Source organism: Bradyrhizobium sp. Leo170, from assembly GCF_004296405.1.
Taxonomy (GTDB): domain Bacteria; phylum Pseudomonadota; class Alphaproteobacteria; order Rhizobiales; family Xanthobacteraceae; genus Bradyrhizobium.
The window spans coordinates 1-10861 of record NZ_PSRR01000300.1 but is presented as its reverse complement, the minus strand read 5'-3'; the positions used below and the strand labels follow the sequence as shown (position 1 = coordinate 10861).

The following is a 10861-nucleotide window of genomic DNA, read 5'->3' as shown; positions in this document are numbered from 1 at the left end:
CGTCACGCTGGTGGAGCAGCCCCTGCCGGCCGGCAACGATGCGGCGCTGGCGCAGATCAAGCGGCCACTTGCGGTCTGCGCCGACGAAAGCGTGCATGCACGCGCCTCGCTGGAGGGGCTCCGTGACCGCTACGACGCGGTCAACATCAAGCTCGACAAGACCGGCGGCCTGACCGAAGCGCTCGCGATGGCGGATGCCGCGCAGGCGCTCGGCTTTGACATCATGGTCGGCTGCATGGTCGCGACCTCGCTCGCTATGGCGCCGGCGATGCTGCTCACGCCACAGGCGCGCTTCGTCGATCTCGATGGCCCCTTGTTGCTCGCGCGCGACCGCGACCATAGGCTGCGTTACGACGGCAGCCTCGTCTATCCGGCGGAGGCCGCGCTCTGGGGCTGATGGAGCCCCTTTTTGACGCGTTTTCTTAACGCGAACCGGTACCCACTTCGCTTGAAAACGCTATCCGGTGCCGCCCCAGCCACATCACGAGTGCACCTGACGCTGCCATTGCCGCCATCAGGTAATAGACGCCCTGGCCGTAGCGGGCATAGACGACGCCGCACAGGATCGAGGTGCTGCTCGAGACGATGCCGCTGCAGGCGGCAAGGTAGCCCTGCCCGCGCGCCATGATGTGCCCCGGCACCTGGCGCACCAAAAGCCCCATGATGCCGACCTGCGTCAGGCCGAAGGTCAGCCCATGCGTGAGTTGCACGACGGCCAGGATCGGAAGCGGCGGATCCTGTGCGGTGATCACCCAGCGCGCGACCCCGGCCAGTGCGCCGATCACGACTAGCATCGCCGGGGCCAGCGTGAGGCGCGGCGATACCGCAAACAGCACGATTTCCGCGAGCACGCCGAGCGACCACAGCGCTGCAATCGTGAGCCCGCCGAGGCCAGCCTGCTTCCAGACGATGGAGGCAAAGATATAGTAGGCGACATGGCTGCCCTGGATCAGCGCGGAAGCTGCGATGATCGCAAGAAAGCCGCGATCGCGCAGCAGCGCGACGCCGCCGCGCTGTGCGGTCTCGGCCCTCTTTGCGACCTCGAGCGGCCGCAGGCCTAAGCTCGTGAGCGCGCTAACTCCCGCTACGGCAGCGATGATCCAGATCAGGTGCTCCGCCGCGACTTCATCGACCAGCAACCCGCACAAGAGCGCGCCGACCACGAAGGCGGCCGAGCCCCACAGCCGCAGCGGCCCATAGTTCAGTCTGTAATGCGTCACGCCGCGCAGCGCATAGGCATCGGTGAGCGGCCCCGTCGGCGTCCACAGGCAGCAGGTGACGACGAAGACCAGGAATACCGGCAGCGCCTGGTGCTGGGTGCCGATGAGGGCAAATCCGAGCGCGGTCGCGGCCGCCGTGATCATGATGGCGCCGCGCAGCATCCGCCGCCGCTCGGCAAGGGACGTGATCAGCGGCAGCACGGTGAAGCGGGTCACCGCGGGCACCGCCGTGATGATGCCGATCCAGGACGCCTCGATCCCCACCGCCTTCAGCCAGAGCGGGAAGAACGGCAGATAGGTGCCGAGCATCCCGAACATGGTCCCGTAAAAGGTTCCGAGGCGAGCCGCGAATCGCTTAGCATCCGCTTGCGGCGCTGCAGGAATTTGTGATTCGGAAGCCATCAATCCAATTGCGATTCGCCTGATATCGTGGTGTTCGTTATCGCAGCGCGCCGCAATTTGCGCGACGAGATTTGCATGGCCAACGAAGCATTCGCCCTTTCGCCGATCACAGCCCGCCCGGTGCAGCCGGGCGAGGATGATTACCACGCGATCAGCGAAGCCTTCATGGAGACGGCGCGCGGCCGCTGGTTCCTCTCCGAATATGCCAAGCGCAACCGCAACGCCGACACCCGCCTGGTGCTGGATGCGGTGGCCCGGCTCGAGGAAACCCTCGCCACGCAGAGGCAGGCGGTCGAGCCGCCCGATTCGGGGCCGGCGATAGCCGAGGCCATCGCCGCGATCCGCGACGCGGTGGAGGCCGCGCAGGCATCTGCGGCCGAAGCGCTCGATAGCCTGGAGCTGGAGCAGAAGCTTACCCCGGTGCGCAAGGGCGCGCGGGTGATCCGCGAGATCGCGTGGCGGCTGCGCGAGATCGGCAATGACGGACGCATCTGCGACCTCATCGATTCCCAGGTCGTCGCGATCGAGAACGGCGCCGCGCAGATTTCATCCGAGGACGCGAAGGCCGCGCTGGATGCCGCCTTCGCACCGATTGTGCAACGCCTCGCCCAGTTCTCCGAGGCCGATGAGACGCCCGCGCCGAGCGCCGAAGCGCCGGTGGCTCCCTCACCCGCACCTGCACCGAAGAGCCCCGCGGAGGAGCGCTCCTTTCACGTGGTAGAGGTCGAGGCTCTACCGGAGGCGCCGGCCGTCGCAGAGACGGTCGCCGCACCTCCCGCGCCGGAAGCCGCGGAAGAGACCATCACCGTCGCGGACGCGGAAGCCGCGCTCGCCGTCGCCGAGGCCGCGCTGGCGGAGGCTGAAGCCATCGAGCTTGCTCGCGCCACCGACGAAGCTGCCGCCGACGCTCATGACGAGGCCGTGCTCGACATGATCGCGATGGAGATGGGCGCGCCCGACCCGTTCGACGTTGAGGACGCCACGGCAGCGATCGCCGAAGAGCCACCTGTTGAACTCGAAGCACCGCCCGCGCCGGAAATCGTGCCGCAGGCGCCTGAGCTTGCCGCCGCGCTGCCGGAACCGCGGTTCGAGCTTCCGCCGCAGCCCACCTTCGTCGCGCCGCCCGAGCCTCCGGTCGAAATCTCGCTCGGCTCCACCATCATTGCCAACGGCATCGTCAAGAAGCCGAGCGCTGCCGCCAACGATCCGCTCGCACCTATCCGCCGCATGAGCCAGGCCGAGAAGATAGCGTTCTTCTCGTAGGCGCGAAAGCCGCTGTTGCGCGAGGAGACTCGCGTAGGGCGGCCGATGTCTCGTTACAAGAGTTGTGATAAAGTGGGCCGCACAGACATGCGCGGCTGCTAGCGTCCACGCACTCTGTGCCAACTGCGAGTGAAGCAACGCACGCGAAGGCCATCCTGGCGACAGGTGCAAGCGACGGACTCATATCATGAGGCGGTCGACATCGGCGGACGAACCGGAGGGCATTCAGCGCCGCCTGCTGCTTGATCCGCGCCACGGCGATGTCGAGGACGATGCCGCCAGCCCCGGACAGCGTTCGCTGCTTGCTATTGCCGGCAGCCTGCTCGTCGAGATTAGCCTGCCGAAGCTCTTGTTCGCGTGGACCGCGTTGCTCCTGCTGCCGGCCGCGCTGCTCGGCCTTGCGCCGCTCTTGGCTTCCGCCTGGCTTTCAATGTTGTCCGAAAAAATCCTGGTCCTGACGGAAATCGGCGCGGCGTTGATGCTGATCGCGATCGTTGCGCTCGGATGGTTCGCTTGGCGGCCGCTGTTGCGGATCGTCGAGATCAGTTTCTGGTCGCTCAACGCGCTCGCGGTGCAGCCGAGCTATGCGTTCTGCCGCGAGGCACTGCGCCACCTGACGGAACGGATCTGGCAAAACAGCCTGACTCCCACGTTGCGCATGCGACTGCGGCGTGCGTGCTCGCTCGGCGCCGGCATCCTGCTCAGCGCAGGTGCGGCATTGATCGCGATCCTGGTTTGGCCGGCCTCGCGATGGACTGCCGGCCTGATCGATCTGGCCCAAGGCCATCATCTCGTGATGACGACGCTGGCCAACGCCATCGTGCTCGTGTGCTGCTATCTCGCCGCGGCATCATTGGCCTGGGGTTTTGCGGATGCCAGCATGGATCAGCCGGCCGATCTTGCCGCGTTCGATATCCCCAGGTCCGATGCCCGCATCTGGCGCGTTGCGCATCTGTCCGATGTCCATGTCGTCGGCGAGCGATATGGCTTCCGCATCGAAAGCGGGCGCGCCGGCCCGCGCGGCAATGAGCGCCTCGCCGCCGTGCTTGCTCGTCTCGCCGCCATTCATGCCGCCGATCCGCTCGATCACGTGCTTATCAGCGGCGATATGACGGACGCAGGACGCGCAAGCGAATGGGCCGAATTCTTCGAGGCATTGTCAGAGCACCCTGATCTTGCAGGACGGACGATCATGCTGCCGGGCAATCATGACGTGAACATCGTCGATCGGGCCAACCCTGCACGGCTCGACTTGCCGTTCAGCCCCGGCAAGCGGCTGCGGCAAATGCGGACCCTGTCGGCGATATCGGCCATTCAGGGCGATCGGGTACGCCTCGTCGACAAGTCAGGCAAAGTCGCGGCCACGCTGGACGAGCTCCTCACGCCGCATAGCGAACAGATTGTTGCGTTCGCCGAACGCGGCGGCGTGCGTCGGGGCGCCGGGCTTCGCCGGCTGTTCGAGGACCAATTCCCGATGATCCTTCCCCCAGAGCAGGAAGAGGGTCTCGGAATAGCCATCCTCGACTCCAATGCCGAAACCCACTTCTCCTTTACCAACGCGCTCGGGCTGGTCTCTCTCGAACAGGTGCAGCGGCTGGAGGCCGCCATGAACTATTTTCCGAAAGCACGCTGGATCGTCGCGCTGCACCATCACCTCGCGGAATATCCCATGCCGACGACGAAGTTCTCCGAGCGCATTGGAACGGCATTGATCAATGGGAGCTGGTTCGTCCGTAGGCTGCAAGCCTTTGCCGATCGCGTCGTGGTGATGCACGGTCACCGCCACATCGATTGGATCGGTGCATGCGGCGCATTGAAAATCATCTCCGCCCCCTCGCCGGTGATGAACGCTGCCGATGATGCGCCAAGCTATTTCTACATCCACCGGCTAACTAGCGGTCAGGGCGGAACGCTTTGCCTTGCCGAACCCGAAAAGGTGGAGGTTATACGCAGCTAAGTCTTTGCCCGCTTCGCATCCGCCGGTCCTCCGAGCAGATCGGCGAGCCAGCGCGTCGATGGGTGCTCGGCAGAGAAGGTGAGAAGCGCAAGCGTGATTGGCACGCCGATGAAGGTGCCGAACAGGCCCCACAGGAAGGTCCACAAGAAGATCGCAAACAGCACGATGAACGGCGATATCGACAGCGTGTTGCCGGCGACGCGTGGCTCGACATAGCTGCCGACCACGAACTGGATGATGTTGAGGCAGGCAAAGACACCGAACACCGCCGGCCAGCTCTCGAATTGCGTCATGGCAAGCAGCGTGGGAAACAGCGTGGCGATGAAAGGGCCGATGAAGGGGATGTAGTTCAGCACGAAGGCGATCACGCCCCACTCGAACGCGAATGGCAATCCGGTAACGCCGGCGAAAAGGCCGACCAGAAGGCCCGTGACCGCGCTCATCTGCGTACGCACCAGCAGATATTTCCGAAATTTGGCCGCGGTCGCCGCACTGCCATTGAGCAACACGCGCGCCGCCGTGGTGTTTTCCAATCTGTCTATCCTTCGCTTGACGTCCTCGACCTCGAGCAACCCCAGCACGACATAGACGAGCGCGATCAGCCAGAAGCTCAGCGTGGTGTTGACGCGGCCGGTGACGTATTGCGTGGCGCGCAGCAGCCAGCCGACGTTGAAATGCTCGGCCCAAAGGCTGGCGACCTCGATGCCATGGCCATCAAGCCACACCACGGCTCGTTCATAGAATGTCTGATAGCGCGCCGCATCGGCGACCAGGAAATGGCCGACGCGCCCAAAGCCCCATGCAGCCAGCGAAGCGAAGGCAAGGCAGACCGCCACCGTGACCAGCATGGTGATCGCGAGCGCTGCGAGTTTTGGCATCCATGACTGCAGCCATTTCTGCGCCGGCCAAACGATCGCGATGATGAAGAGCGCCGCAGCCAGCGGCGCCAGCACGCTGCGCGCCTGGGATGCAGCCGCGCCGACGAGCACCACGGCGATGATGACGGTTGCAACCTTTTGCCCGGAGCCGTCCCCCATCCTGGATTCCTCCGACGTTGCGGCAGTCGAAGATTGTCAGTTGCTTCAATCGGCCGCAAGGGTGGTCAGAGGCCACGGGTTGGATGCCCCTCCATGCGCTGATTGCGCAGGCGCCGAAACGATGTTCAGCGCTGTAGCCCGGGTGGAGCGCAGCGTAACCCGGGAGCTCTGCATCGACGTCTACAGGAGGCCCCGGGTTGCGCTACGCTTCACCCGGGCTACAGAATCTCGGCCTTGTTCAGGCCACCAGCTTGGCGAACAGGTCGGCGTCGACATTGCCGCCGGAGAGAACGATGACGACGTTCTTGCCCTTGGCGTCGATGCGGCCGGCGAGCAACGCGGCAAGGCCGACGGCACCGCCGGGCTCGACCACCAGCTTCAATTCGCGATAGGCGAACGCCACCGCTGCGGCGACTTCCTCGTCAGAGGCTGACACGCCGCGCGCCAGCAGCTTGCTGTTGATCGCGAATGTCAGCTCGCCCGGCATCGCCGCCATCAGCGCGTCGCAGATGGTGCGGGCGGCGGCCGGATGCGGCTCACGATGTCCCGCCTGCAGCGATAGCGCGTGGTCGTCATAGCCCTTCGGCTCGGCGACGATCACCTGGGCTTGTGGGAACTGAGCCTTCACCGCTGTCGCGACGCCCGCGATCAGTCCGCCGCCGGACGCCGGCGCCACCACGATGTCGGGGTTAAGCCCAAGCGCGGCCATGTCCTCGGCGATCTCGCGGCCTGCGGTGCCCTGCCCTGCGATCACGAAGGGATCGTCGTAGGGACGCACCAATGTCGCGCCACGCTTGCTCGCAATGCCATTGGCGATCGCCTCGCGGTCCTCGCGGTCGCGGTCATAGAGCACGACCTCGGCGCCATAGGACTTGGTGCGCTCGCGCTTGGTGATGGGCGAGTCCGCCGGCATCACGATAGTCGCCTGCATGTTGAGGATCTTCGCCGCCGCGGCCACACCCTGGGCGTGGTTACCGGAGGAGAATGCGACGACCCCGCCGCCGCGCTGGGCCTGCGGGATCGACGACAGCTTGTTGAAGGCGCCGCGGAACTTGAACGAGCCGGTCCGCTGCAGCATTTCCGGCTTCAGGAACACCTTGGTCCCGGCGCGCTCGTTGAGGACGGGAAAGGACAGCAGCGGCGTGCGCACCGCGAACGGCGCGACCACCTTTGCGGCGGCTTCGATATCAGCCGCGTCGACGGGTGGATTTGCGATGATTTCGGTCATACGCAATTTGTAACGCGGCCGCCGACAGGCCGGCAAGACGCTTCTGTGTGATGCACAGAAGGGGATTCGTAGCCCGGGTGGAGCGGAACGCGTAACCCGGGACCGCTGGTCAACGCCGATACAGAAGTCCCGGGTTGCGCGGAGCCTGTCATCGGGCGCGCGTTCGCGCGACCCGTTGGCTCCACCCGGGCTACGGGTCTCAGGCTAGGCTGCGAAATGCGGGTCCTCGGCCACGAATTCGGCTGGCTCGCTCTCGGGCGCGGATTCAGGCTCGACCGGCCGGAGATTGAGGGCGTGGTCGATAAAGACGCGCGCCGAGGCTTGCCAGGTGTGGCGCGCGGCAAAGTCGACGCAGACCCGCGCCGGGATGCTGAGCGCCTCCAGGCAGGCCTCGCGGAGGTCTTCCTTGAGCACGCCGACCGGCGCAGTACCGATCACGTCACGCGGACCGACCACTGGGAAAGCGGCGACCGGCAGGCCGCTCGCAAGCGCCTCCAGCAGCACCAAACCGAAGGTGTCGGTCCTGCTCGGGAACACGAACACATCGGCAGCGGCATAAATGCGCGCCAATTCCTCGCCGTGCCGTGCGCCCAGGAACACGGCGTCGCGGTATTTCCGCTCCAGTGCCGGACGCGCCGGCCCGTCGCCGACAACGACTCTGGTGCCCGGCAGATCGAGGTCGAGGAAGGCTTCCAGGTTCTTCTCGACCGCCACCCGGCCGACGCTCAGGAAAACCGGTGCCGGAAGACAGAGGTCGACATGGCGCGGATGGAACAGCGCGGTATCGACGCCGCGCGACCACAGCACCACATTGCGAAAACCGCGCGAGCGCAGTTCGGCGGCGAGCGCCGGGGTTGCCGCCATCACCGCCTGGCTCGGCCGATGGAACCAGCGCAACAGCCGCCAGATCCAGCTTTCCGGGATCGGCGAGCGCGCCGAGACATAGTCGGGAAAGCGGGTGTGAAAGCTCGTGGTGAACGGCAGGCCGCGCTTGCGGCAATAACGGCGCACCAACAGGCCGATCGGACCTTCGGTGGCGATGTGGATGCTGTCAGGCTTGTCCTGCTCGATCAGCGCGGCAATCGCGGCCGGATGCGGCAAGGCCAGCCTGAGGTCGCGATAGCTCGGCATCGCGAAGGTGCGGAACGATTGCGGTGTGAGAAATGCGATCTCAACGCCGAGGCCCTTTGCCGCCTCGGCCATCATGGTCAGCGTCCGAACCACCCCATTGACCTGGGGATGCCATGCGTCGGTCGCGACCAGGATTTTTGTCATGCGGCGCGCGCCGTGACCCGTGGAACTGGTGCGATGCGCCGGACCGGATCGGTCCAGGTGATGATCTCGAAGCGGCCGTCCTCATGCTCGGCCAGCGCCGTGCAGCTCTCGACCCAGTCGCCGCAATTCATGTAGCGGATGCCGTGCTCGTCGCGGATGGTCGCATAGTGGATGTGGCCGCAGATCACGCCGTCGCAGCCATGGCGACGCGCTTCGCTGGCTAGCGTGGTTTCGAACGCGCCGATATAGTTCACCGCCTTCTTGACCTTCAGCTTCGCCCATTGCGACAGCGACCAATAGGGCACGCCGAACATGCGGCGGAAGAAGTTGACGAAGCGGTTCATCTGGATCGCGAAGTCGTAGGCCTTGTCGCCGAGATGGGCGAGCCAGCGCGCATTCTGCACCACGAGGTCGAAGATATCGCCGTGGATCACAAGGTAGCGCTTGCCGTCGACGCCGGTGTGGATGGTGTTCTCCATCACATCGATGCCGCCGAAATGCGTGCCGTAGTATTTACGCAGGAACTCGTCGTGATTGCCGGGGATGTAGATGACCTTGGCGCCCTTGCGCGCCTTGCGCAGCATCTTCTGCACGAAGTCGTTATGGGTCTGGGGCCAGTGCCAACTCGACTTCAGCGCCCAACCGTCGACGATGTCGCCAACCAGGTAGATCGTGTCGGCATCGTGAGAGCGCAGGAAATCCAGCAATCGGTCGGCTTGCGACCCGCGGGCTCCGAGATGGACATCGGAGATAAACAACGTGCGAAAGCGCCGCTCGGGGCTCTCTTCACTGAAAGAGTCGCTTCCCATACCTGTGCACCTAACAAATCCCTGTGACAGGGCGATGACGATTCGTCGCAGCCAACGGTCCCACCAGAATCAGCTATGCGCCCCTTTGAAATGCGGATAACAGCGCCATGCGACAATCTGGCGACACGAGGGGCCGTGGATGTACGGAACGAGGCCTGTAGCCCGGATGAAGCGAAGCGCAATCCGGGATAAGCGCCTCCAAGGCGCGCAAAGGCCCCGGATTACGCTGCGCTCCATCCGGGCTACGGCGTTGCGGGTCGTCTAATAAAATCTGTGAAAATGATGCACCGGCCCGTGGCCGTGGCCGACGGTGAAACGATCGGCGGCTTCGATCGCGGCGCTGATCCAGCGCTTGGCATTGCGCACGGCTGACGTCACGTCTTCGCCCTTGGCAAGCTCAGCTGCGATCGCTGACGACAATGAGCAGCCGGTGCCATGGGTGTTTGCGGTGTTGATGCGTGGCGCCGCGAGCACGATCGCGCTGTCGGCATCGACGAGATAGTCGATGCTCTCGCTGCCCTGCCCGTGCCCGCCCTTGATCAGCACCGCCTGACAGCCGAGCGCAAGCAGCCGCCTGCCCTGGCTCTCGATGGCGGCCTCGTCTGCGGCCATCGGTTCATCGAGCAGTGCTGCGGCTTCCGGCAGGTTCGGGGTGATCAACGACGCAAGCGGGATCAATCTCGTGCGCAGCGCATCGACCGCCTCCGCGGCAAGCAGGCGATCGCCCGAGGTTGCAACCATCACCGGATCGAACACGACATGCTTCGGCGACCAGCGCTCGAGCCCGGCCGCGATCGCATCGATGATCGAGAGCTCGGCGACCATACCGATCTTGACCGCGCCGACCGCGAGATCGGAGAACACTGCATCGATCTGCGCGGTCACGAACTCGGCCGGCACCTGGTGGATGCCGCGCACGCCCATCGTGTTCTGCGCGGTCAGCGCGGTGATGACGGAGGCGCCGTAGACGCCGAGCGCGGCAAAGGTCTTCAAATCCGCCTGGATGCCGGCACCGCCAGAGGAATCCGAACCGGCAATGGTAAGTGCGATCGGCGTCGTCATCGGAAAGCTGCCACGCAGTAGACGATCATGAGTTGTCCTAGGTTTGATCATCCCTTGTCGAATCGAGCGGAGACCTGGACTTCACCTCGCCCCGCTTGCGGGGAGAGGTCGAAATTCAAGCGCAGCTTGAATTTCGGGTGAGGGGGAGCCTCCACGAGGGTATCTGCCACCGTGTTCGTGGAGAGAGCCCCTCACCCCAACCCTCTCCCCGTAAGAACGGGGAGAGGGAAGTGCCGCCGTCAATCCGTACTAGTTAAAATCAGTTCGCTTTAGCGCCAAGGACCAAGGCCGGCAAGCTGGCTTGCCATCGCACCCCGAATTTGGCTCTATGCACCGGCTACCCTGCCCCGGAGATGACAGCGATGGTTCCCTTCTTCATCCAGATCAAGTGCAAGCTCGGCCAGTCCTATGCCGTCGCCAATGCGCTGGCGGAGGCCGAGATCGCCTCCGAGATCTACTCCACCGCGGGCGATTACGATCTCCTGGTGAAGTTCTACGTCGACAAAGACACCGACATCGGCCATTTCGTCAACGAGAAGGTCCAGGTCATCCCGGGCATCCAGGACACCCACACCATCATCACCTTCAAGGCGTTCGGGACCACCTAG

Annotated in this window: 10 protein-coding genes; 4 read left to right on the top strand and 6 right to left on the bottom strand. The window is 64.7% G+C overall.

All coding sequences use genetic code 11. The features are described from left to right. Nucleotides 1-397 (top strand): enolase C-terminal domain-like protein (locus CWO89_RS33925; protein WP_283813563.1); only part of this gene is annotated, 397 nt, incomplete at its 5' end. Between the two features lie 25 nt (nt 398-422). Here the strand turns inward: CWO89_RS33925 and CWO89_RS33920 are convergent. Further along, a complete protein-coding gene (locus tag CWO89_RS33920) occupies nt 423-1622 on the bottom strand; it encodes an MFS transporter (RefSeq protein ID WP_130582824.1) in 1200 nt (399 codons plus the stop codon). Between the two features lie 165 nt (nt 1623-1787). On the opposite strand from CWO89_RS33920, the gene CWO89_RS33915 reads away from it, so the two are divergent. Further along, complete coding sequence (locus CWO89_RS33915; protein WP_349644918.1) at nt 1788-2885, top strand: hypothetical protein; 1098 nt, start codon at nt 1788-1790, stop codon at nt 2883-2885. A 187-nt stretch (nt 2886-3072) separates the two neighbouring features. Continuing rightward, nucleotides 3073-4842, top strand: a complete 1770-nt coding sequence (locus CWO89_RS33910) for a metallophosphoesterase family protein (protein ID WP_130582822.1) — start codon at nt 3073-3075, stop codon at nt 4840-4842. On the opposite strand, the gene CWO89_RS33905 is transcribed toward CWO89_RS33910, so the two are convergent. The 5 genes from CWO89_RS33905 to thiD form a co-directional block, all read right to left on the bottom strand. Then, nucleotides 4839-5879 carry an AI-2E family transporter gene (locus CWO89_RS33905; RefSeq protein ID WP_130582821.1) on the bottom strand — a complete coding sequence of 347 codons (1041 nt, stop codon included), beginning with the start codon at nt 5877-5879 and terminating at the stop codon, nt 4839-4841. The two genes, CWO89_RS33910 and CWO89_RS33905, sit on opposite strands and share 4 nt — an antisense overlap. Nucleotides 5880-6117: 238 nt before the next feature. After that, the gene (locus CWO89_RS33900; RefSeq protein WP_130582820.1) at nt 6118-7107 is read right to left on the bottom strand and encodes a threonine/serine dehydratase family protein; all 990 of its coding nucleotides are present in this window, start codon (nt 7105-7107) and stop codon (nt 6118-6120) included. A gap of 204 nt (nt 7108-7311) precedes the next feature. Further along, complete coding sequence (locus CWO89_RS33895; protein WP_130582819.1) at nt 7312-8382, bottom strand: glycosyltransferase family 4 protein; 1071 nt, start codon at nt 8380-8382, stop codon at nt 7312-7314. After that, nucleotides 8379-9191: a UDP-2,3-diacylglucosamine diphosphatase gene (locus tag CWO89_RS33890; RefSeq protein WP_028163613.1), complete on the bottom strand. Its 813-nt coding sequence runs from the start codon at nt 9189-9191 to the stop codon at nt 8379-8381. Before CWO89_RS33890 ends, CWO89_RS33895 begins: the two co-directional genes overlap by 4 nt. A gap of 261 nt (nt 9192-9452) precedes the next feature. After that, the gene (thiD, locus tag CWO89_RS33885) at nt 9453-10253 is read right to left on the bottom strand and encodes a bifunctional hydroxymethylpyrimidine kinase/phosphomethylpyrimidine kinase (RefSeq protein ID WP_130582818.1); all 801 of its coding nucleotides are present in this window, start codon (nt 10251-10253) and stop codon (nt 9453-9455) included. 362 nt (nt 10254-10615) lie between these two features. Between thiD and CWO89_RS33880 the strand changes: the two genes are divergently transcribed. Continuing rightward, nucleotides 10616-10861, top strand: coding sequence for an Lrp/AsnC ligand binding domain-containing protein (locus tag CWO89_RS33880; RefSeq protein WP_027579940.1), 246 nt, complete (start codon nt 10616-10618; stop codon nt 10859-10861).